This is a genomic window from Enterobacter sp. MG-EB028 (genome assembly GCF_056673305.1).
The window spans coordinates 695,346-717,353 of the sequence record NZ_CP195079.1 but is presented as its reverse complement, the minus strand read 5'-3'; the positions used below and the strand labels follow the sequence as shown (position 1 = coordinate 717,353).

Genomic DNA, 22,008 nt, shown 5'->3' with positions numbered 1-22,008 from the left:
TATCGTAAATCCATTTACACGCTACTGCGGCTGGCGCTAATGTCACATTTTAGTTAATTTCAGGAGATTGTCTCGCGGCGTGCGCTTTTAGGACGAAATGTTGCTACCACTTTGTCGTCAGTTTCCACGTACGGCCCATCAAGCAACTGTATACAATACGGTACACTTGCAAATATGCCGTGCACAATGACGCTGCCGTCCTCGGCTTTTAATCCTTCCAGCGTCTCTTTGATCGACTTCGGCTGTCCCGGCAGGTTCAGAATCAGCGCCTGCTTGCGGATCACCCCCACCTGCCGGGAAAGGAACGCCGTCGGGACAAAGTGTAGACTGATCTGGCGCATCTGTTCACCGAAGCCCGGCATTTCACGATCGGCGATAGCCAGCGTCGCGTCTGGCGTCACATCCCGGCGCGCGGGGCCGGTTCCGCCCGTGGTCAGCACAAGGTGACAGCTCATCTCATCCACCAGCTCACACAAGGTCTGCTCGATGATCGGTTGTTCGTCGGGGATAAGGCGAGTCTGGATCTCAAACGGGGTGGTCAGCGCACTCGCCAGCCACGCTTCCAGAGCGGGGATGCCTTTATCCTGGTAAACGCCGCTGGAGGCGCGGTCAGAAATCGACACTAAGCCGATGCGTAAGGTATTCATATCCATTCCATTCAAAAAGTACTGATTAAAGGGAATGATACACGCAGAGGGAAAATTCAGACAGGGATCAGAAGAAGACGCGTGACCGGGAGCCCGGTCACGCAGAATGATTACAGCAGGTCGCCGATCATTTTTTCCAGTTTTTCCTGGTCAACAGCAAACTTACGGATACCGTCCGCCAGTTTGTCTACGGCCATTGGATCCTGGTTGTGCTGCCACAGGAACTCGGATTCGGTGATGCGCTCTGGGCGTGCTTTCACTTCACCGGTGTAGGACAGTTTACGCTCCAGGGAACCTTCGCTCTCTGCCAGCTCTTTCAGCAGCGCAGGCGCGATGGTCAGGCGGTCACAGCCAGCCAGCTCGATGATTTCACCGACGTTACGGAAGCTTGCGCCCATAACCACAGTCTCATAGCCATGCTGTTTGTAGTATTCGTAGATTTCAGTCACAGAAATCACGCCTGGATCTTCAGCCGGTGCGTACTCTTTCTTATCGGTGTTGGCTTTGTACCAGTCCAGAATACGGCCCACGAACGGAGAAATCAGGTACACGCCTGCTTCCGCACACGCACGTGCCTGTGCGAAGGAGAACAGCAGGGTCAGGTTACAGTTGATGCCTTCTTTTTCCAGCTGCTCAGCAGCGCGAATGCCCTGCCAGGTCGACGCCAGTTTGATCAGGATACGGTCATTGCTGATACCCGCATCGTTGTAAAGTTTGATCAGGCGTTTTGCTTTCGCGATTGACGCTTCGGTGTCGTAGGAGAGACGTGCATCCACTTCGGTAGAGATACGGCCCGGAACCAGCTTCAGAATTTCCAGACCGATGTTCACTGCCAGTTTATCAGTAGCATCCACAACCTGCTGCGCGCGGTCATTGCTCTGTGCTTTCGCCCAGGTCACAGCCTCGTCAATCAGTTTGCGATACTCAGGGATCTGTGCGGCGTTAAGGATCAGAGAAGGGTTAGTTGTGGCATCCTGCGGCTGGTACAGCTTCATTGCCGCGATATCTCCGGTGTCAGCTACGACAGTGGTGAACTGACGAAGGGAGGTCAATTTATCCGTCATGATAGTGTTTCTCTTTTAACGTGCCCTGGATAATTCACGCTACCGACAGCATGCCTGCAGCGGAAAAATGACAGGTTTACTTGTTAGGGGGATGTAACCGGTCTGCCCTGATGATAACACGACGGAGGGGTAGCGCAACCGCAGACAGTGCGCTTAGGCAGAGTATGATAAACTCAGAATATTAACAGGCTGCTAAGCAACAGCATGCCCAATCAGTGGTAGCGCTTACATATTCACGTTGGCATCAACAAGAGGGACGTTAATGCCTGATTTCTTTTTCTTTATTAACGAAGTCCTCTGGGGTTCGATAATGATCTACCTGCTTCTGGGAGCAGGTATCTGGTTTACGCTACGCAGTGGGTTTATCCAGTTTCGTTATATCCGCAAGTTTGGCAGAAGTCTGAAAAACAGCGTCACGCCCCAGCCGGGGGGATTAACGTCGTTCCAGGCGCTCTGTACCAGCCTGGCGGCACGCCTTGGCAGCGGTAATCTGGCGGGCGTTGCGCTGGCCATCAGCGCCGGTGGGCCAGGCGCGGTGTTCTGGATGTGGGTCACGGCGCTTCTCGGAATGGCTACCTCTTTTGCCGAAAGCTCGCTGGCGCAGCTTTACAAAGAGAAAGACAGAAACGGGCAGTTTCGCGGCGGTCCGGCCTGGTATATGGCGCGTGGCTTAGGAATGCGCTGGATGGGCGTTCTGTTCTCGCTTTTTTTACTTCTCGCGTACGGCCTAATCTTTAATACCGTGCAGTCAAACTCCGTCGCCCATGCCCTGCGCTATACCTTCTCCTGCCCGGAGTGGATCACCGGCATCGTTTTAGCCCTCTTTGTGTTGCTCACCATTTCTGCCGGCATCAAAGGCGTCGCCCGTCTGATGCAGTGGCTGGTTCCCATCATGGCGCTGCTCTGGGTTGCCGCGAGTCTGGTCGTCGCTGCGCTGCATGCCGACCAGGTTCCGGGCGTGATTGCGACCATCTTTAAAAGCGCCTTTGGCTGGCGTGAGGTCGCGTCTGGCGCCCTGGGTTACACCCTGAGCCAGGCGCTGATGGCAGGTTTTCAGCGAGGCATGTTCTCCAATGAAGCCGGAATGGGCTCCACTCCCAACGCCGCCGCGGCCGCCTCTTCCTGGCCGCCACACCCGGCAGCGCAGGGTATCGTGCAGATGATAGGCGTTTTTATGGATACCGTTATTATCTGTTCTGCCAGCGCCATGATCCTCCTGCTGGCCGGCCCGGTACCCCATACCTCGGACGCCGTCGGGATCCAATTTCTCCAGCAGGCGCTGGTGAATCTTACTGGAGGCAGGGGGGCAGGATTTGTCTCGCTCATTCTGATGCTATTCGCCTTCAGCTCGATTGTGGTGAATTACCTGTACGCCGAAAACAACCTCATCTTCCTGAAATTCGACTCTCGTCCGGCCATCCTCTTGCTTCGCCTGGGCGTGATACTGATGGTGATCGCGGGCTCCCTTCTGAACATGCCGCTGGTCTGGCAGCTGGCGGATGTCATTATGGCGCTAATGGCAATCACTAACCTGACGGCGATCCTGCTGCTCTCGCCCGTTGTGAACCTTATTGCCAGGGATTATCTGCGCCAGCGCAAGTTGGGCGTCCCCCCGGTTTTTGATGCCGCACGCTATCCCGAAATTCAGTCACAACTCGCCCCCGGCACCTGGGATGATTTGCCCCGGCGATAACAGCTATCGATCAATTCAGGGCGATTTTTTGTTAAAGTCGCTCTAAATTTCCTGCAAGGACTGGATATGCTGATTCTGATTTCACCTGCAAAAACGCTCGACTACCAGAGCCCGCTCGCCACCGAGCGTTATACCCAGCCAGAACTGCTGGACTACTCGCAACAGCTGATCCGCGAAGCGCGTAAGCTCTCGGCGCCGCAAATCGCCTCGCTGATGAGCATCAGCGACAAGCTGGCAGACCTTAACGCGACCCGATTCCATGAGTGGCACCCGGATTTCACCCCCGCCAACGCGCGCCAGGCGATCCTGGCGTTTAAGGGCGATGTCTACACCGGCCTGCAGGCGGAAGATTTTAGCGAAGCCGACTTTGATTTTGCCCAGCAGCATCTGCGCATGCTGTCGGGTCTGTATGGCGTGCTGCGCCCGCTGGATCTGATGCAGCCATATCGTCTGGAGATGGGGATTCGCCTGGAAAACGCCAAAGGCAAAGACCTGTACCATTTCTGGGGCGACATCATCACCGACAAGCTGAACGCGGCGCTGCACGCTCAGGGCGATAACGTGGTGGTTAACCTGGCATCCGATGAGTACTACAAGTCGGTGAAACCGAAAAAGCTGAACGCGGAGATCGTTAAGCCGGTCTTCCTTGATGAGAAGAACGGCAAGTTCAAGGTCATCAGCTTCTACGCCAAAAAAGCGCGTGGCCTGATGAGCCGCTACATCATTCAGAACCGCCTGACGAAGCCGGAGCAGCTGACCGGGTTTAACAGTGAAGGGTATTTCTTTGACGAAGAGGCGTCGGGGAAAGGCGAACTGGTGTTTAAGCGCCACGAGCAGTAAAACACACCCCCGCCTGCTGGCGGGGTTTTGCGTTAATGGTGTTTCCAGTCCGGTCCCGGACGGTGGTCGCGGTCGTTGCAGGCCCGGTAAGGCGTAGCCGCCACCGGGCAACACAATCACGCGCGCGTCATCATCAACTTACGCAGCGCCGCAAAGTCCGCCGGCAGCTCATGAGACAGCAGCGGCAGGTCAGCACGCTCGGCCAGCTCTTTCGGCAGCGGCAGCGTTTCGCCCAGGATCGCTTCCACGCTCTCTTTGAACTTCGCCGGATGCGCGGTGCCCAGGAACAGGCCATATTCACCCGGGTTAAGCTGGTCGCGCAGCGCGCGGTAGGCAATTGCCGCGTGCGGCTCAGAGGTGTACCCCACCGCCTTCAGCTCGCGCATGGTGGCTTTGGTGGTTTCGTCCGTCACCGCGGCGTAGCCCAGGTCACCCAGACGCCAGATCTTACGGCGGAACAGCTCTTCCACGCGCGGCCAGTTGTTCGGCTGTGACACGTCCATGGCATTGGAGAGCGTGGCCTGCGTGGCGTTAGGTGCCCATTTGCCGTCTTTCAGGAAGCGCGGCACGGTGTCATTGGCGTTGGTAGCAGCGATAAAGCGTTTGACCGGCAGCCCCAGAGATTTCGCCAGCAGGCCCGCCGTCAGGTCACCAAAGTTACCGCTTGGTACGGAAACTACCAGCTGATTGCGCGCTTCCTGCGGCAGCTGCGCCACCGCTTCGAAGTAGTAGCAGATCTGCGCCAGCAGACGGCTGATATTGATGGAGTTCGCCGAGTTCAGCCCCAGCGCGGCCTTCAGCTCTTCATCATCGAACGCCTGCTTGACCAGCGCCTGGCAGGCATCGAAATCGCCGTCGATCGCCACGGTTTCAATGTTGCCGCCGAGGGTGCAGAACAGTTTTTCCTGCAGCGGGCTGATCTTGCCTTTTGGATAGAGGATCACCACGCGGACGTTTTTCAGGCCGTAGAACGCGTGCGCCACCGCCGCGCCGGTATCGCCGGAGGTGGCGGTCAGGATGGTCACCGGTTTGTCGCCGCTGATGTGGGTCAGCATCTGCGCCATAAAGCGGCCGCCGAAATCTTTAAACGCCAGGGTCGGGCCGTGGAACAGCTCCAGACAGCCAACGTCAGGCTCCACCTGCTTAACCGGAGCCGGGAAAGCAAACGCCGCGCGCACGCGCTCTTCCAGCAGCTCCCGCGGGATTTCATCGCCGATAAATGCGGAAAGAATTTTGGTGCTGCGGGTGACAAAATCCTGTTTCAGCAGTTCGTCAATCTCGGTCAGCTGAAATTCCGGCAGGTCATGCGGGAAAAACAGTCCCTGATTTTTGCCCAGCCCCTGAGTCACCGCCTGCGCGAAGCTGACCTGCTCGTTATGATCTTTAAGGTTGTAGAGTTTCATTAATTATCCCAGTACTCGTGCGCCAGCCGTGTCCAGACGGCAAATATGAACAAAGCCTTCCTGATTTTGCAGGTAGTGTTTAGAGAGCCAGTCCGCCACGCGCTGCGCGGTGTCTGGCTTATCGCACAGGGCGAACAGCGTCGGGCCGGAGCCGGAGATGCCGCACGCCTGCGCGCCGATATCCATCGAGGCCTGTCGCGCCTCGTTAAAGCCGGGCAGCAGCTTCGTGCGGTACGGCTCGGCAATGACGTCCTTCATTAGCTTCGCCGCCAGCTGCGGCTGACGGGTGTAGCAGGCGTGGATAAAGCCCGCCAGATGACGCCCGTGGGCGATGCAGTCCTGGCGACGATACTGCGCAGGCAGGATCGCACGCGCTTCCGCGGTAGAGACCTTAATGCCCGGATACGCCAGCACCCATAGCCACTCATCAAACCCTGGCACCTGCTGGCTGATGATGCCATTTTCTTCGATCATCAGCTGCATGCCGCCGAGGAAGCACGGCGCCACGTTATCGTAATGAATACTGCCGGAGATGCGTCCTTCGAGCTCGCCCATCAGCCCCAGCAGACGGCTGTTATTCAGCGGCTTACCGCAGTGCTCGTTCATCGCCACCAGTGCGGCAACCACCGAACAGGCGCTGGAGCCCAGGCCCGAGCCAATCGGCATACTTTTTTCCAGCGTCATGGCGACCGGCACATTTTTGCCGATCTCCTGACAGAAGCGTTCCCAGCACTGATAGACAATATTCTCGCGCGGCTCAGACGGCAGCTTGCTGGCGAAGCGGCCCACGTTATTCAAGCTGAAGCTCTCTGCCGCTTCAACCGTGACCGTATCGCCCAGCAGCGAACCATCTACCGGCGTCACCGCCGCACCCAGCACGTCAAATCCGACGCTCATATTGGCGCTGGAAGCCGGGGCATAAACTTTGACCATGTTAAACTCCTAACTTCCATGACAGGGTACGCAGCAGATCGGCAAACACACCCGCCGCCGTAACATCGTTCCCTGCGCCATAGCCGCGAAGCACCAGCGGCAATGGCTGATAATAGTGGCTGTAAAACGCGAGGGCGTTTTCGCCGTTTTTAACTTTGTACAGCGGGTCGTTGCCATCCACTTCGGCAATCTTCACCCGGCACACGCCATCTTCTTCAATGTTGCCAACATAGCGCAATACCTTACCTTCATCACGGGCTTTCGCCACTCGCGCGGCAAAAGCGTCGTCAAGCTGGGGCAAATTCGCCATAAAGGTGCTGACATCGCCGCTGCTGTCAAACTCGGCTGGCAACACGGGTTCAATCACGATATCGGAAAGCTCAAGCTCGCGCCCCGTTTCACGCACCAGGATCAGCAGCTTACGCGCCACGTCCATACCGGAGAGATCGTCACGCGGGTCCGGCTCGGTATAGCCCAGCTCGCGCGCGGCACGGGTCGCTTCCGAGAGGCTCATGCCCTCATCCAGCTTGCCGAAAATAAACGACAGGGAGCCGGAGAGAATGCCGGAGAAACGCTGCAGTTCGTCGCCCGCGTTCAGCAGGTTTTGCAGATTTTCGATAACCGGCAGGCCGGCACCGACGTTAGTGTCGTAGAGGAACTTGCGGCGCGACTTGCTCGCCGCCAGACGCATCTGGTGATAGTAATCCATCGACGAGGTGTTGGCCTTTTTGTTCGGCGTCACCACGTGGAAGCCTTCGCGCAGGAAGTCGGCGTACTGGTCGGCCACAGCCTGGTTTGAGGTACAGTCAACGATCACCGGGTTAAGCAGGTGATACTCTTTCACCAGACGGATCAGGCGCCCCAGGTTGTACGGCTCTTTCGCCTCCTCCAGCTCCGCCTGCCAGTTTTCCAGGTTAAGACCGTGGACGTTGGTCAGCAGCGCCCTGGAGTTGGCGATACCGCAGACGCGCAGGTCGATATGCTTTTTCTTAAGCCACTCCTGCTGGCGCTTCACCTGCTCCAGCAATGCGCCACCTACGCCGCCCACGCCAATCAGGAACAGCTCGATCACCTGATCGGTGTTGAACAGCATCTGGTGCACCACGCGAACGCCGGTGGTCGCATCGTCGTTATCCACAACAACGGAAATTGAACGCTCGGACGAGCCCTGGGCAATCGCCACGATATTGATATTGGCCCGCGCCAGCGCGGCAAAGAATTTGGCGGAGATACCGCGCAGAGTGCGCATACCGTCACCGACCACAGAGATCACGGCCAGGCGCTCCTGAATGGAGAGCGGCTCCAGCAGTTCCTCTTTCAACTCCAGGTAGAACTCTTCTTCCAGCGCGCGGCGGGCGCGCAGACAGTCGACCTGCGGCACGCAGAAGCTAATGCTGTACTCGGAAGAGGACTGGGTGATCAGCACCACCGAGATACCGTTGCGTGACATGGCCGCAAAAACGCGCGCCGCCATGCCGACCATCCCCTTCATCCCCGGACCGGAGACGCTGAACATCGCCATATTGTTCAGGTTGGAAATACCTTTCACCGGCAGGCCATCTTCATCGCTGCTGGCACCAATCAGCGTGCCTGGCGCCTGTGGGTTACCGGTGTTTTTAATCAGGCAAGGGATCTGGAACTGGGCAATCGGGGAGATGGTACGCGGGTGAAGCACTTTGGCGCCGAAGTAAGAAAGCTCCATCGCTTCCTGATACGACATCGACTTCAGCAGCCTGGCGTCCGGCACCTGGCGCGGGTCGCAGGTATAGACGCCGTCGACGTCAGTCCAGATCTCACAACAGTCCGCGCGTAAACAGGCAGCCAGCACGGCGGCAGAGTAGTCGGAGCCGTTGCGGCCCAGCACCACCAGTTCACCCTTCTCATTTCCGGCGGTGAAACCTGCCATCAGGATCATATGGTCAGAGGGGATTTTGCTCGCGGCAATACGGCGGGTTGATTCGGCAATATCAACGGTAGATTCGAGGTAGTGACCCACCGCCAGCAGTTTCTCAACCGGGTTGATAACGGTCACGCTATGGCCGCGCGCTTCCAGCACACCCGCCATGATGGCGATGGAGAGTTTTTCGCCCCGGCAGATCAGCGCCGCGTTGACGCTGTCCGGGCACTGGCCCAGCAGGCTGATGCCGTGCAGCACATGTTTGATCTGAGCAAACTCCTGCTCAACGAAAGACTTCAGCTGCGCGAGCGGGAAACCAGGCTGTGCCTCTGCCAGCCCCTGCAGCAGCTCAGCGAAGATACGCTCTGCGTCGCTGATGTTCGGGAGTGCATCCTGGCCACCGATGGTCTTTTCAATCATCGCCACCAGATGGTTTGTGATTTTTGCCGGGGCAGAGAGGACGGTCGCAACCTGCCCCTGCCTGGCGTTGCTCTCCAGGATATCGGCAACACGCAGAAAGCGTTCTGCATTTGCCACTGATGTACCGCCGAACTTCAACACTCGCATGGTTCTACCTCGTTTCCTTTAGCCGAAAAAAAAGCCCGCACTGTTCAGGTGCGGGCTTTTTTCTGTTTTTCCTGTACGCGTCAGCCCGCATCGTTACCTGTGGTAATGATGATGGTTGTGGTAATGGTGGTAATGCTGATGCGTTTCATGGATGTTGTGTACTCTGTCATTATTATCTGTCTGTGCTGTATTCTTTTAGGGTTAAAGGATCGGGCACCTTAAGTCAATGAATTTTTAATTTGATCACAATTCCGCAGACGTTCACGTCACGCTGCGCGCCGTTTTATTTTCATCCGAATCCCCCAACTGCAACCCTCCACGACAGACCTTTTCGCCATACTAAAAACTTATGGCAGCATTTTACTCGGCCAATTTTTTTTCAATATCGTGCAGCAAACGGTGCAACATGGCAGTGTCCCGCTGCTCAAGACGTCCAAGGCGCTGCTGTAGCCAGTCGGCCATTTTTTGATCGTCCGCAACGCCAAGGCTCGATAGCAGACTCTCCACGCGAGCACGAAGCGCGGCCAGCTGATTTTCATTTGCCGCTTCTGCCTGAGGTTGGGGGATTTGCATTAGGGAGGCTAATTGATAGCAATAGACCATGACCGCCTGGCCTAAATTCAGGGAAGGATAATCGGCTACCATCGGCGCACCGGTGAGAACGTCCGCCAGCTCAAGCTCTTCGTTGGTGAGCCCGGAATCTTCGCGACCAAATACCAGCGCGGCTTTCTCCAGCCACTGGCTTTTCTCCTCCAGCATGGGTACCAGTTCAGCAGGCGTGACGTAGTAGTGGAACTTCGCCCGGCTGCGTGCGGTGGTCGCAACGGTAAACGAAATATCGTGCAGCGCGTCGGCAAGCGTAGCGTAAGTCTTTATATTATCGAGAATATCACCCGAACCGTGCGCCACCCAGCGGGCGGCAGGCTCCAGGTGCGCAGTGCTGTCCACAATACGTAAATCGGTAAAACCCATGGTCTTCATGGCGCGCGCCGCAGCGCCTATATTTTCGGCTCTGGCTGGAGCGACCAGTACAATCGACAGATGCATTTATGCTCTCTTTTTAATCAGTTAGCGGGTAAAAATGTGATGCACTTCAACATATTACGCAGCGCGAATTTACAAATTTGCAACACAAATCACCGAAATAGCGTTTCATAATAAATTAAAGACGCTAAACTATTTTGTGTCTGAACAATCAGTTAGAATGTTAACAGGAGCCTATTATCCCTATGTTTTATAATGATAATGGCAACATGAATACCCTATTCTGATTGGATTCGCTTCGTTTATAAATCAATCTCCGCAACTAGTTGGTTTATTGAAAAATTGTGACAAAGGCTAGCATTCGGCTACGATGATTTCATCAAACTGTTAACGTGCTACAATTGAACTTGATATATGTCAACGAAGCGTAGTTTTATTGGGTGTCTGGTGTCACTTAGCCTGTTATGTTGCTGTTAAAATGGTTAGGATGACAGCCGTTTTTGACACTGTCGGGTCCAAAGGGAAAGTACCCAAGACCAAGCTAATGATGTTGTTGACGTTGATGGAAAGTGCATCAAGAACGCAATTACGTACTTTAGTCACGTTAAGCCGATCATGTTAATTTGCGACATGTATCAGGCAGGTCAGGGACTTTTGTACTTCCTGTTTCGATTTAGTTGGCAATTTAGGTAGCAAACATGCAGACCCCGCACATTCTTATCGTTGAAGACGAGTTGGTAACACGCAACACGTTAAAGAGCATTTTCGAAGCAGAAGGCTACGATGTCTTTGAAGCGACCGATGGCGCAGAGATGCATCAGATCCTTTCTGAAAATGATATCAACCTGGTGATCATGGATATCAACCTGCCGGGCAAAAACGGTCTTCTTCTGGCGCGCGAACTGCGCGAGCAGGCGAACGTCGCGTTAATGTTCCTGACGGGCCGTGACAACGAAGTTGATAAGATCCTTGGCCTGGAAATCGGTGCGGATGACTACATCACCAAGCCGTTCAATCCTCGCGAGTTAACCATTCGTGCACGCAACCTGCTGTCCCGCACCATGAACCTGGGCACGGTCAGCGAAGAGCGCCGTAGCGTCGACAGCTACAAATTCAACGGCTGGGAACTTGATATCAATAGCCGTTCGCTGATTAGCCCGAACGGTGAGCAGTATAAACTGCCGCGCAGTGAATTCCGCGCGATGCTGCACTTCTGCGAAAACCCGGGCAAAATTCAGTCCCGTGCAGAGCTGCTGAAGAAAATGACCGGCCGTGAGCTGAAGCCTCATGACCGTACCGTAGACGTGACCATCCGTCGTATTCGTAAACATTTCGAATCTACGCCTGATACGCCGGAAATTATCGCCACGATCCACGGCGAAGGGTACCGCTTCTGCGGAGACCTGCAGGAGTAATCCGGCAGTTTACGCATGAAAAAACGGCGCATTTGCGCCGTTTTTTTTATTTCCAGATCCGCATCGTACCGTCATCCGGCGATGCAGGTGGCTCAGGGCGCTTCGGCTGTGAAAGTGAATACCAGTCGAGATGTCGGGTCAGGTACATCACGGCGAACAGTGCCAGCGCCAGCACCGCTGACCCCAACAGCAGCGCGCTATCCTCCGAGCGCAGCAAGAACCACATCACCACGTCCAGCCCCAGCAGGGCCAGCACGAACAGCCCGCTACGCTTCCAGCTTTTCAGCACAGCCCGCAGGTACATCCCGTTCATCGCCGCGCCAACCAGACTTGCAACAACCCAGGCTGGCGTAAAGCCGACGTGTTCTGACAGCGCCAGCAGCACCAGATAGAACAGCACCAGCGACAGCCCCACCAGCAGATACTGCATCGGGTGCAGGCGCAGCCCGGTCAGAGTTTCGAAAACAAAGAAGGCCATAAACGTCAGAGCAATCAGTAAAATAGCGTACTTGATCGCCCGGTCAGTCAGTTGATACTGATCGGCGGGCGTGGCTACCGTGACGCTGAAAGCGGGGATCGACTCCCACGCCGGAGATTCACTGCCGTTGAACCAGCTCTCAAGGTTGTTCGCAAACCAGCTGCTCTGCCAGTTCGCCTGAAAACCGGAATCACCAATTTTGTGCTTCACCGGCAGATAGTTACCCATAAAGCCTGGATGTGGCCAGTTGCTGTTCAGCGCCATTTCACTGTTACGTCCCACAGGCACCACGGCAAAGCTTCCCGTCCCTGCCAGATTCAGCGACATCTCCATGACAAACGTTTTTGGCTCCAGCGCTTTGTCCGTCAGCGGGATATGAATCCCTGAAAGCCCCCCATACACGCCTGAACCCGGCTCTACGCCCAGTGTCTCACCGTTGATACTGGAGACGTTCACCGTGCCAATACCGCGAGCGTCGCCCACGCCAACAACGATAAACGGCTGCCCCAGGGTCATCGCCTCCCCTTTCAGCTGCGTGATTTTTTCGGTGTTGAACCGTGCTTTTATGTTGAGTTTAGTGTTCCAGATCTGCCCGTCATAAATACCGATATTTCGGGACTCAACGTGCTGGTTACCCTCAACCAGCAGAGACTCCGGCAGAATAAAGCGCATATAGCTTTTCTTGTATTCGACGTTCTTCTCATCCTCTAACTTGTAGAAGACCTCCGTCACCGGGATCGCAATCAGTGGGCCGACCAGTTTTTGCGGTCCACTGGTACTCTGGCGAAGCGTATTTTCGACATCGTTACGGTAGCTTTCACGCTCTGAAATGAGGTTACTCACCATAAACAGCGGAACTAACAGCAGCAGAATGCACCCCAGCAGGGTGCTTACTTTCCAGAACAGGGGGGATTTCATCATTACGTCTCCTTTGTGATGAGGAGAGCGTAACCAGGCTGTGTGGGGGCAGTTTGAAGTTATGTGAAGGGACGGTGAAGTGTCAGCGTGGCCATCACGCCACCTTCATCACGATTGCGCAATGTAATGTCTCCCTGATGCAGACGAGCCACCTCCCGGACAAAGGCCAGCCCAAGCCCGCTGCTCTTAAACCCGTTCTCCCGCGGCAGGGAATAGAAGCGTTCAAAAATACGATCCTGCGCGTAATTCGGGATCCCGCTTCCGCTGTCGGTGACGATCAGCTGTATCTGCCCGCGCTCTTCCCGGGCCGCCAGTTCTATGGATCCGCCCTGCGGCGTAAAATCGATAGCGTTATCCAGTAAATTGCCGAGCGCCTGTTCGAGCAGATCGGGATCGCCTTCAACATAAAGCGAAGCAGGCTGGAGGGTCAGCGCAATCTCTTTTGTCGCCAGCTGCGCCGATCGCGCGTCGGCAAGCCGGGTAAACAGCGAGTCGACCCGGACGGCCTCGGGCGTAATCTCGACCCGATTTTCAAGCCGAGCCTGAGCGAGCAGTTTTTCAACCAGCGACTGCATTCGCGCGTTTTGTACCAGAATATTATCGATGAAACGAGCAGCCACCTGCGGCGGCGGCTGCTCGGCGAGTATTTCCGCCGCGCCGCGTATGGCGGCGATCGGGCTTTTCAGCTCGTGGGTGAGCGCATGGACATAGCGTTCAATATAGTTTTTCCCTTCGAGGCGAATGCGCATATTTTCCAGCGCCAGGGCCAGCTTGTGCAGTTCGCTACTACCTGGATTGGGCAGCGGGAGAGGCGTGTCAGTGGTCACCGAGTCGGCGTAGCGCGATAACGTACTGATGGAACGGTTGATCCACCAGGCGACAAAAAGACCGATCAGCAAAGCAATGCCGAGCAGCGCCCCGCCTGCCCACAGAATTCGCCGCTCGCTGCGATGGATAACCGGTGCCATCGCGCTGTTAGGTTTCCCTACCGACAGCACGCCGATGATTTTGCCCTGCTCCACAACCGGCGCGGCAACATACATCACCGTACTCTCCGTATCCTCGGGATTGATCTGAGTACTGCGCGCGCCGTATTCGCCGCGAAGCGTCAGCCAAACGTCGTTCCAGCGAGAGTAATCCTGCCCCACGGCCAGACCGGCGGAATCAAAAACCACTCTACCCTGCGCATCGGTCATATAGACGTGATACTCGTTGCGCACCTTATGAATGCCGCCGATATTGGCGCGGAAAGGCCGCTGATGGAGTTGGGAAAAGGCCTGCGCCAGTTTGCCCTGCTGCGCATTGCCCGAAAGAAGATCCTCACGCCCGACTTCGGCGAGCAAGGTCGCGGTATCGATCAACGTGCCCTCGGTTGCCCTGCGCACGCCGGGCTTCACTTCCTGAACAAAGATCGACAGCACAAACCACGCGGCGATGGCCACGATGAGGAAATATCCCAGCAACAACCGCATCCCAATGCGCATCAGTAAAGGCCCAGACTATAGCCCATACCGCGATGGGTGCTGATGGGTGAAAGTTCCTCGTTCACCGCCCGCAGCTTGGCGCGCAGGGTTTTGATGTGGGTATCCACGGTACGATCGAAACTGTCCCCGTCTTCACCCCATACCTTGTCCATGAGTTGCTGGCGAGAAAATACTCGTCCGGGCTCCTGTAACAGGGTTTTGAGCAGCAAGAATTCGTAGCGAGTCAGGGGCAATGCTTCACCGCACCAGCTGATTCGGGCTGCAGGTTCGTTCAGTTCAAACTGCCCGATACGCAACGTTTCTGATGGTGCGGCGGATTTTTGCATGCGCCGTAAAATCGTCCGCACCCGGGCGCAGACTTCACGAGGTGAGAAAGGTTTCGCAACGTAGTCATCAGCGCCCATTTCCAGGCCAAGCAGCTTGTCTACCTCATCACTGCGCGCCGTCAGAAACAGCACGGGCAGTGAGGGATGCTGCGCCAGCAGCTGGCGGCAAAGCTCAAATCCACTGATGTCCGGCAGCCCGACGTCCAGAATGGCGAGCGCCGGAACCTGCCGCCGCGCCGCCTCCAGCACCGGTAGCCCTCGTTCAAACGCCTTTACCGCAAACCCTTCCTGCTGAAGCATGTAGATAAGCGTATCAGCGATACTGGTTTCGTCTTCAACCAGCCAGACCACAGGTTGTTGCATGGTTCATCCCTGCATTAATGCCACGGCATAATCGGCACCGCGCTGATCGCGTTTTTCGGTGAGCCTTCCACGACTTTGTCGGAATACGCCAGGTAGGCCAGGGTGTTGCGTTTGGCATCATAGAAACGCACCACCTGTAGCTTTTTAAACACCAGCGAAGTCCGTTTCTGGAATACCACATCGCCCTGCGCTTTGCCGTTTTTGATTTTATCGCTCAGCTCAACCGGCCCCACCTGCTGACAGGAGATCGCCGCATCGGAAGTGTCTTCCGCCAGCCCCAGGCCGCCTTTAATACCGCCCGTCTTCGCACGGCTAACGTAGCAGGTGACGTTTTTCACGTCCGGATCGTCAAACGCCTCCACCACAATTTTGTGGTCCGGACCGAACATTTTGAACACGGTATCGACAGAACCAATCTGTTCCGCCTGCGCCGCACGGCCCGCTACCAGCAACAGGGCAGTAAGAAGCAAAGTCTTGTATTTCATATTGTTACCATTCTTTAAAATTGCACTGAGCAATTATTCAACACGTTAGTCAAAAATGTAGCAAGATCACAGGATTAGAATATATTCACCCAAAACGAAGGAGAAAAGGCATTAATGCGCAAAAAAAACACTGAATGCTAAAACATCAAAAAATGCTATTATCCGCTAACCTGTTATCAGGCACCTGCTGTTTTAAGGATGAGGATAGTATATGGATCAGGCTGGAATTATTCGCGACCTGCTCACCTGGCTGGAAGGTCATCTCGACCAGCCTTTGTCACTGGATAATGTGGCGGCTAAAGCGGGCTATTCCAAGTGGCATCTGCAAAGGATGTTCAAGGATGTCACCGGTCATGCTATCGGGGCCTATATTCGCGCACGTCGTTTATCGAAATCTGCTGTAGCGTTGCGCCTGACGGCGCGGCCCATTCTGGATATTGCTTTGCAGTACCGTTTTGATTCGCAGCAGACCTTCACCCGCGCCTTTAAAAAACAGTTCTCGTTGACGCCAGCGCTCTATCGCCGCTCGCCTGACTGGAGCTCGTTTGGTATGCGTCCGCCGCTGCGTCTGGGCGAGTTCGCAATGCCGAAATACGAAATGGTCACTCTGCCGGAAACCCATCTGATCGGTACGACCCAGAGCTATTCCTGCTCTCTGGAGCAGATTTCTGAGTTCCGTCATCAGATGCGCGTCCAGTTCTGGCGCGATTTTCTGAGCCATGCGCCGGCCATTCCGCCGATCCTGTATGGCCTCAACGAAACGCATCCAAGCCAGGAAAAAGACGACGAGCAGGAGGTGTTTTACACCACCGCCCTCACCCCTGACATGGCCAACGGCTACATTCAGGGCTCTAAACCTGTCGTACTGGAAGGCGGCGAGTATGTGATGTTCTCATACGAGGGTTTAGGAACGGGCGTCCAGGAGTTTATCCTGACCGTTTACGGAACCTGCATGCCAATGCTGAATCTGAATCGCCGTAAAGGTCAGGATATTGAGCGCTACTACCCGGCGCAGGATGCCAAACCGGAAGAAGGCCCAATCAATCTGCGTATGGAATTCTTGATTCCGATCCGTCGTTAACGCTGCAGTTCGTCAAGCGCAGGGGCATCGAGATGCGAAATGTCCCCTGCCATCTCCACCACCCAGCCCGACGCTAGCCACGCGCTTTCCTGGTAATCAATCCGGGAAATGGAGCAGTTGCGCAGACGCAAACGGCGCTCGGCATAAGCCGGCAATCCCAGAATGGTGCTCACCAGGCAGCCCAGGGCGATACCGTGACTCACCAGCAGCGGACGGCTGCCTGCCGGAAGCTTGAGGCATTCCGCCAGTGCCGCATGCATACGCACACTCAGCTCCTGCATGGATTCGCCCTCAGGAATACGGCCATCTTCGGTACCGTTCACCAGTGTGCGACGCCAGCCCTCTTCCGTTTCCGTCAGCGTATCGATATGGCGCTTTTCCAGCACGCCCATATCCAGCTCGCGCAGGCGCGGCTCAAGCATCACATCGCAGCCGCAGGCGTCTGCAATGATGCGCGCCGTCTGCTGTGTGCGACCTAAATCGCTGGTAATAACGTGGGTAATGCCCAGCGTTCTGGCGCGTTCCGCCACCTGCCACGCTTGCTGCACACCCTTCTCGGTGAGAGGACTGTCTGACTGGCCTTGAATACGTCGCTCGGCGTTCCACTGCGTTTCACCGTGGCGAACAAGGTATACCTGTAACATGCTTTTTTTCCGTTATACTGCGATGAGTTTTTTTTGAATCGAGCTTAATTATGCACCATGTTGTCTCTGCTACCACCAATCCTGCCAAAATTCAGGCAATTCTAAAGGCTTTTGAAGAGATTTTCGGCGAAGGATCCTGCCATATTGAGGCCATCGGCGTCGAGAGTGGCGTACCTGAACAGCCGTTTGGCAGCGAGGAAACGCGCGCTGGCGCACGAAATCGCGTGGCAAATGCAAAAGCCGCGGCCCCGAAGGCTGACTTCTGGGTCGCCATAGAAGCAGGCATCGACGAAGGCGCAACCTTTAGCTGGGTGGTGATTGAAAGCCGCGAGCAGCGCGGCGAAGCACGCTCGGCCACCCTGCCGCTGCCGGAGATCATTCTGGAAAAAGTCCGCGCAGGTGAAGCGCTCGGGCCGGTAATGTCGCACTACACCGGCATTGATGAGATTGGCCGTAAAGAAGGGGCAATTGGCGTCTTTACGGCGGGTAAGCTCACGCGTTCAGGGGTTTACCATCAGGCGGTGATCCTGGCGTTAAGCCCGTTTCATAACGCCATTTATCGTTGATCGCCCAATAAGACTGACTCAAGCCACTGACGCAGCTCGACCGGCGCAGACTTCAGGCTGTTCGATCCACGGGTTATCGTCGCGATGCCCGCGCCCAGCTCGTTTTTCAGCTCGCGCTGGCTCATCTCACCGCGCAATAGCTCTTCAATGATGCGCACGCGCGTGCCCAGCGCCTCACGCTCGTCCGGCGTGAGCATCAGCTGCATGAGGGGTAGGTGCAAATCCTGCTCGTAAGACTGGCGAAGCAGCTCCACAAAACGAAGCCACTCCTGGTGACGCTGTTCGGCCATCGCCGAGGAATATGGGGAATGCTGGGTCATGTTATGCTGCCTCTTGTACTCATTAGCGAGTACAGCATAACACAACCCATGCCGATCAGTAACGTCTCTGCCACTCAGCATCGCTCATCAGGGTATCTTTCTGCCCCATGAAGTAGCGATAGTAGGCGTCATAGGCCAGCACGTTCTTCACGTAGCCGCGCGTTTCCGAGAACGGGATGCTCTCGACAAACGCCACGGCGTCGATGCGTCCGGCGCTATTGCCAAGCCAGGTGCGCACGCGACCCGGGCCGGCGTTATACGCCGCCGACGCGAAGATACGGTTATTGCCGAACTGCTGATACACGTACTGCAGGTAGCTGGTGCCGATGTTGATGTTGGTATCCGGATCCAACAGCTGTGACGGGCTGCTGTACCCAGGGATATTAAACATCTTCACCGTGTGCGTTGCCGTGCCCGGCATAATCTGCATCAGACCGCTGGCGCCCACCGGGGAACGGACTTTCGGGTTCCAGGCGCTCTCCTGACGAGCAATCGCCATGGCGTAGCTTTGCGGGATATCTTTGCCGCTGGTGTAGCGGTCAAACAGATCTTTATACGCCAGCGGGAAACGCTCTTCGAGATGATCCCACAGCTTACCGGCGATCGTCGCCTGCACGCTCAGATCCCACCAGTGATTATCAAACGCATAGCGGGCAAGCTGCGCTTTTTCATCCGTGGTGCGGCTGGTCACCAGGTTGGCCCACTCGCTGCGCGCGGTGTTATCCATGTTCCAGTACATCAGCTCGCGAACACGCGCCATCTCTGGCCCCTGCGTCAGCGACGGGTTCGCATTAGCGGGCGCTTTGTCGATCCTGAGCGTGTACTCTTCGCCCAGACGCTGGGCGGCCGCCATCGGGTAGAACCCACGCTGCTGCATCAGCGAGTGAAGAATATCTTTGGCTTCGCCTTCACGACCACGCTCCAGCAGCAGATCCGCCTGCCAGTAGCGCCATTCGTCTTTCTCTTTGGCATCCATCGGCAAACGCGCGAGCCAGGTGTTGAGGCCACGGCGGTCGCCGGTACCCAGCGCCATGCGCACGCGGCGCTCCACCAGCGACGTGGAGTTAGAACGCATAATGGCATCGTCTCGCCAGCGCGCCTGTTCGTCGGTCACATCCGTGCCCATCAGTCGCCACGCCACGATGTCGCGCAGCTCCTGGGTTTGATCTTCATTCAGCTGCTGCGCCTGCACCAGCTGCGGGATCATCAGCCGCGCATTTTCGACATCGTCGCGCGCCACGCTGGCAAAAGCCACCGCCGCCATCTGGCGGGTAAAATCGGTCGAGCCCGTGCTGCGGGCAAAGGTCAACACGCTGTTCGGATCGTTTGCCAGCGCGATAACCGCCGAGGAGATAGTCTGGTAATCGGACGGCATCTGCCCTGCCAGCGCGGTCACCAGACGCGTATTGCCGGCTTTCATCGCCAGGCGGATGCGCTCAAGGTAGGCCAGCGGGTCCTGCTTGCCGGACGCGCGCCATGCGCCAAACAGGGAATCACAGGCGTTCGGCTGGCTTTTGCCGGTCAACCACAGATCTTTCGCCCCGGCCCATGCCTCTTCCTGCTGTCCGGTCGCCCATTTCGCATAGTAGTAATTACACTGCGCTTCGGTGGTATTCGGCTTGTCAGGGCTAAACGCCAGCAGGCCGCGCCAGTCTTCACGACGCGCCAGCTCATTCACAAAGCGAGACTGGAGATTTCGGGCAGGCGGCAGGGTCGGGTTCGCCTTAATGAAATTATTCACGGTGACGGTCGGCTGGTTCATCAGATCGTCGGTAATCTGGCGATACTCCAGATACGGATACAGCGGATAATCCTTGAGCGTCGGCATCAGCGCCTGCACGGTATCCATCTGCTTGTTGTCCCACGCCTGTTTAATCTGGGCGTAGCGGTTACGTTGTTCATCCAGTGAATCTGCATGCACCGCCTGGCTTACCGCCATTACGCATACGCTGGCAGCCAGCAGACGCCAGACCACCCGTTTGGCTTTTTCCACAAGCTCTTCCTCATTGTTTTTTCGTCAATTGCAGCGTCTTGCCACGTCAAAGTCACAACAACTTATGCTAACCAGGCATCCTGCAACGCGCCACGTCATGGACACTTTTTTACCTTTCTTGCGCGTTTTAACACTCCCGACGTTCCTGGCTGGGATTAGGGCGTGAAAAAGGCTACACTTCGAGGCTGAAATTCCTTCTCATTACGATAAAAGAGGCGAAGTCCACGTGGCTCAATTCGTTTATACCATGCATCGTGTCGGCAAAGTTGTCCCGCCGAAACGTCATATTCTTAAAAATATCTCGCTGAGCTTCTTCCCGGGCGCAAAAATTGGTGTTCTGGGTCTCAACGGTGCCGGTAAGTCCACCCTGCTGCGCATCATGGCCGGCATCGATACAGACATCGAAGGTGAAGCCCGTCCGCAGCCTGGCATCAAGATCGGCTACCTGCCGCAGGAACCTCAGCTGAACCCGGAACACACCGTACGTGAGTCCGTTGAAGAAGCGGTGTCCGAAGTGGTTAACGCGCTGAAAGGTCTGGATGAAGTGTATGCCAAATACGCCGAGCCGGATGCGGACTTCGACAAGCTGGCCGCTCAGCAGGGCAAATATGAAGAGATTATCCAGGCGCACGATGGTCACAACCTGAACGTGCAGCTGGAGCGTGCGGCTGATGCCCTGCGTCTGCCGGACTGGGATGCGAAAATCGCGAACCTCTCCGGTGGTGAACGCCGCCGCGTGGCGCTGTGCCGCCTGCTGCTGGAAAAACCAGACATGCTGCTGCTCGATGAACCGACTAACCACCTGGATGCGGAATCCGTGGCATGGCTGGAGCGCTTCCTGCACGACTTCGAAGGCACCGTGGTGGCGATTACCCACGACCGTTACTTCCTCGACAATGTCGCAGGCTGGATCCTGGAGCTGGACCGCGGCGAAGGCATTCCGTGGGAAGGCAACTACTCCTCCTGGCTGGAGCAGAAAGATCAGCGCCTGGCGCAGGAAGCTTCTCAGGAAGCGGCCCGTCGTAAGTCTATTGAGAAAGAGCTGGAGTGGGTGCGTCAGGGCGCGAAAGGCCGTCAGTCTAAGGGCAAAGCCCGTCTGGCACGCTTCGAAGAGCTGAACAACACCGAATACCAGAAACGTAACGAAACCAACGAACTGTTTATTCCACCTGGAGCACGTCTGGGGGATAAAGTGGTTGTAGTCAGCAACCTGCGCAAGTCTTACGGCGACCGCCTGCTGATCGACGACCTGAGCTTCTCCGTACCGAAAGGCGCTATCGTTGGGATCATCGGTCCGAACGGCGCGGGTAAATCGACCCTGTTCCGCATGATGTCCGGTCAGGAACAGCCTGACAGCGGCTCTATCACCCTGGGTGAAACCGTGAAGCTGGCCTCCGTTGACCAGTTCCGTGACGCGATGGATAACAGCAAAACCGTGTGGGAAGAAGTCTCCGGCGGTCTGGATATCATGCGTATCGGCAACACCGAGATGCCAAGCCGTGCCTACGTTGGCCGCTTTAACTTCAAAGGCACCGACCAGGGCAAACGCGTGGGCGAGCTGTCCGGCGGCGAGCGCGGTCGTCTGCACCTGGCGAAGCTGCTGCAGGTTGGCGGTAACGTTCTGCTGCTCGATGAACCAACCAACGACCTGGATATCGAAACCCTGCGCGCGCTGGAAAACGCCCTGCTGGAGTTCCCGGGCTGCGCGATGGTTATCTCGCACGACCGCTGGTTCCTGGACCGTATCGCCACCCACATCCTGGACTACCAGGACGAAGGTAAAGTGGAGTTCTTCGAAGGTAACTTCACCGAATACGAAGAGTACAAGAAACGCACGCTGGGCGCCGACGCGCTGGAGCCGAAGCGTATTAAGTACAAGCGTATTGCGAAATAAGTGCCTGAGTGCC

General features: G+C 56.2%; 21 protein-coding genes and 1 other annotated feature. Of the genes, 6 read left to right on the top strand and 15 right to left on the bottom strand.

Going from position 1 to position 22,008, the window contains the following annotated elements; genetic code table 11:
• Positions 1-59 precede the first annotated feature (59 nt).
• Both mog and tal read right to left on the bottom strand, forming a co-directional pair.
• The gene (gene mog, locus ACR42C_RS03360) at positions 60-647 is read right to left on the bottom strand and encodes a molybdopterin adenylyltransferase (RefSeq protein ID WP_479984756.1); all 588 of its coding nucleotides are present in this window, start codon (positions 645-647) and stop codon (positions 60-62) included.
• A 110-nt stretch (positions 648-757) separates the two neighbouring features.
• Positions 758-1,711 (bottom strand): transaldolase, encoded by a 954-nt coding sequence (tal, locus tag ACR42C_RS03355; protein WP_474483069.1) that lies wholly within the window; start codon positions 1,709-1,711, stop codon positions 758-760.
• Between the two features lie 262 nt (positions 1,712-1,973).
• Here tal and ACR42C_RS03350 point away from each other — a divergent pair, with 262 nt between their 5' ends.
• Positions 1,974-3,404 carry an alanine/glycine:cation symporter family protein gene (locus tag ACR42C_RS03350; RefSeq protein WP_479984755.1) on the top strand — a complete coding sequence of 477 codons (1,431 nt, stop codon included), beginning with the start codon at positions 1,974-1,976 and terminating at the stop codon, positions 3,402-3,404.
• Positions 3,405-3,470: 66 nt separating this feature from the next.
• Entirely contained in the window at positions 3,471-4,244 is a 774-nt protein-coding gene (gene yaaA, locus ACR42C_RS03345) for a peroxide stress protein YaaA (RefSeq protein ID WP_061099284.1), read from the top strand.
• Between the two features lie 116 nt (positions 4,245-4,360).
• On the opposite strand, the gene thrC is transcribed toward yaaA, so the two are convergent.
• From thrC to yjjY, 6 genes are all read right to left on the bottom strand, one after another.
• Entirely contained in the window at positions 4,361-5,647 is a 1,287-nt protein-coding gene (gene thrC, locus ACR42C_RS03340; RefSeq protein WP_479984754.1) for a threonine synthase, read from the bottom strand.
• Between the two features lie 3 nt (positions 5,648-5,650).
• Positions 5,651-6,580, bottom strand: coding sequence for a homoserine kinase (thrB, locus tag ACR42C_RS03335; RefSeq protein ID WP_047957721.1), 930 nt, complete (start codon positions 6,578-6,580; stop codon positions 5,651-5,653).
• Between the two features lies 1 nt (position 6,581).
• Positions 6,582-9,044: a bifunctional aspartate kinase/homoserine dehydrogenase I gene (gene thrA / locus ACR42C_RS03330; protein WP_479984753.1), complete on the bottom strand. Its 2,463-nt coding sequence runs from the start codon at positions 9,042-9,044 to the stop codon at positions 6,582-6,584.
• A gap of 24 nt (positions 9,045-9,068) precedes the next feature.
• Positions 9,069-9,186 (bottom strand) — a sequence feature (Thr leader region).
• Positions 9,125-9,193: a thr operon leader peptide gene (gene thrL, locus ACR42C_RS03325; protein ID WP_015572623.1), complete on the bottom strand. Its 69-nt coding sequence runs from the start codon at positions 9,191-9,193 to the stop codon at positions 9,125-9,127. Its footprint overlaps the feature before it by 62 nt.
• A gap of 211 nt (positions 9,194-9,404) precedes the next feature.
• Positions 9,405-10,091, bottom strand: coding sequence for a tRNA/rRNA methyltransferase (locus tag ACR42C_RS03320; protein ID WP_116342413.1), 687 nt, complete (start codon positions 10,089-10,091; stop codon positions 9,405-9,407).
• A gap of 399 nt (positions 10,092-10,490) precedes the next feature.
• Entirely contained in the window at positions 10,491-10,631 is a 141-nt protein-coding gene (gene yjjY, locus ACR42C_RS03315) for a YjjY family protein (protein WP_085928893.1), read from the bottom strand.
• 95 nt (positions 10,632-10,726) lie between these two features.
• On the opposite strand from yjjY, the gene arcA reads away from it, so the two are divergent.
• Entirely contained in the window at positions 10,727-11,443 is a 717-nt protein-coding gene (gene arcA / locus ACR42C_RS03310) for a two-component system response regulator ArcA (RefSeq protein WP_003856501.1), read from the top strand.
• A 46-nt stretch (positions 11,444-11,489) separates the two neighbouring features.
• Here arcA and creD read toward each other — a convergent pair whose 3' ends face one another.
• The 4 genes from creD to creA are packed head-to-tail and all read right to left on the bottom strand — an operon-like array spanning position 11,490 to position 15,497.
• Positions 11,490-12,842, bottom strand: coding sequence for a cell envelope integrity protein CreD (gene creD / locus ACR42C_RS03305; protein ID WP_479984752.1), 1,353 nt, complete (start codon positions 12,840-12,842; stop codon positions 11,490-11,492).
• A gap of 56 nt (positions 12,843-12,898) precedes the next feature.
• Complete coding sequence (creC, locus tag ACR42C_RS03300) at positions 12,899-14,323, bottom strand: two-component system sensor histidine kinase CreC (RefSeq protein ID WP_479984751.1); 1,425 nt, start codon at positions 14,321-14,323, stop codon at positions 12,899-12,901.
• Positions 14,323-15,012 carry a two-component system response regulator CreB gene (gene creB, locus ACR42C_RS03295; protein ID WP_320720983.1) on the bottom strand — a complete coding sequence of 230 codons (690 nt, stop codon included), beginning with the start codon at positions 15,010-15,012 and terminating at the stop codon, positions 14,323-14,325. The genes creC and creB overlap by 1 nt, the downstream gene beginning before the upstream one ends.
• A gap of 14 nt (positions 15,013-15,026) precedes the next feature.
• Entirely contained in the window at positions 15,027-15,497 is a 471-nt protein-coding gene (creA, locus tag ACR42C_RS03290) for a protein CreA (protein ID WP_014882476.1), read from the bottom strand.
• 211 nt (positions 15,498-15,708) lie between these two features.
• Here creA and robA point away from each other — a divergent pair, with 211 nt between their 5' ends.
• Positions 15,709-16,578: an MDR efflux pump AcrAB transcriptional activator RobA gene (gene robA / locus ACR42C_RS03285; protein WP_116342407.1), complete on the top strand. Its 870-nt coding sequence runs from the start codon at positions 15,709-15,711 to the stop codon at positions 16,576-16,578.
• On the opposite strand, the gene gpmB is transcribed toward robA, so the two are convergent.
• On the bottom strand, positions 16,575-17,222 hold the full coding sequence (gpmB, locus tag ACR42C_RS03280; protein WP_008502057.1) for a 2,3-diphosphoglycerate-dependent phosphoglycerate mutase GpmB: 648 nt from the start codon (positions 17,220-17,222) through the stop codon (positions 16,575-16,577). The two genes, robA and gpmB, sit on opposite strands and share 4 nt — an antisense overlap.
• A gap of 50 nt (positions 17,223-17,272) precedes the next feature.
• Here gpmB and yjjX point away from each other — a divergent pair, with 50 nt between their 5' ends.
• Positions 17,273-17,788, top strand: a complete 516-nt coding sequence (yjjX, locus tag ACR42C_RS03275) for an inosine/xanthosine triphosphatase (protein ID WP_163330287.1) — start codon at positions 17,273-17,275, stop codon at positions 17,786-17,788.
• Here yjjX and trpR read toward each other — a convergent pair.
• Both trpR and sltY read right to left on the bottom strand, forming a co-directional pair.
• Positions 17,779-18,108, bottom strand: coding sequence for a trp operon repressor (gene trpR / locus ACR42C_RS03270; protein ID WP_061099291.1), 330 nt, complete (start codon positions 18,106-18,108; stop codon positions 17,779-17,781). The two genes, yjjX and trpR, sit on opposite strands and share 10 nt — an antisense overlap.
• A gap of 55 nt (positions 18,109-18,163) precedes the next feature.
• The gene (sltY, locus tag ACR42C_RS03265; RefSeq protein WP_233002939.1) at positions 18,164-20,101 is read right to left on the bottom strand and encodes a murein transglycosylase; all 1,938 of its coding nucleotides are present in this window, start codon (positions 20,099-20,101) and stop codon (positions 18,164-18,166) included.
• Between the two features lie 226 nt (positions 20,102-20,327).
• On the opposite strand from sltY, the gene ettA reads away from it, so the two are divergent.
• Positions 20,328-21,995: an energy-dependent translational throttle protein EttA gene (gene ettA / locus ACR42C_RS03260; protein WP_320720984.1), complete on the top strand. Its 1,668-nt coding sequence runs from the start codon at positions 20,328-20,330 to the stop codon at positions 21,993-21,995.
• Positions 21,996-22,008 lie beyond the last annotated feature (13 nt).